Consider the following 540-nt stretch of genomic DNA (forward strand, 5'->3'; position numbering starts at 1 on the left):
GCACCTGGGTGGTTGGCTTGGCCAGGTTGAGCGTGTAGAAATGCAGCCCCGGCGCGCCACCGGCGACCAGCCGCTCGCACAGTCCGGCGACCACCTCGGCACCGAACGCGCGCACCGATTCGGCATCGTCGCCGAAGGCCTGCATCTTCCGGCCGATCCAGCGCGGGATCTCCGCACCGCACTGCTCGGAGAACCGGCGAAGCTGGCTGAAGTTGGAGATCGGCATGATTCCCGGCACGATCGGCACCGTTACCCCGAGCTTGCGCACCGCGTCGACGAAGTGGAAGTACGCATCGGCGTTGAAGAAATACTGGGTGATCGCCGCGTCCGCGCCGGCGTCGATCTTGGTCTTGAAGTGCTTCAGGTCCAGCAGCGCGTCGTTGGCCTGCGGATGGGTTTCGGGGTAGGCGCCCACTTCGATCCGGAACGCGTCGCCGTGCTCGGCGCGGATGAAGCTGATCAGGTCCGAGGCGTAACGCAGGTCGCCGGGGTGGCCCATGCCCGACGGCAGGTCACCGCGCAGGGCGACGATGCGTCGGC

General features: G+C 67.4%; 1 protein-coding gene. It reads right to left on the reverse strand.

Features of this window, described 5'->3' with window-relative positions; all coding sequences use genetic code 11:
• A partial coding sequence (locus tag ACXJKJ_RS31875) for a methylenetetrahydrofolate reductase (RefSeq protein WP_457395730.1) occupies positions 1-540 on the reverse strand: 540 nt, incomplete at both ends.

This window comes from Roseateles sp. P5_E1 (genome assembly GCF_054049335.1).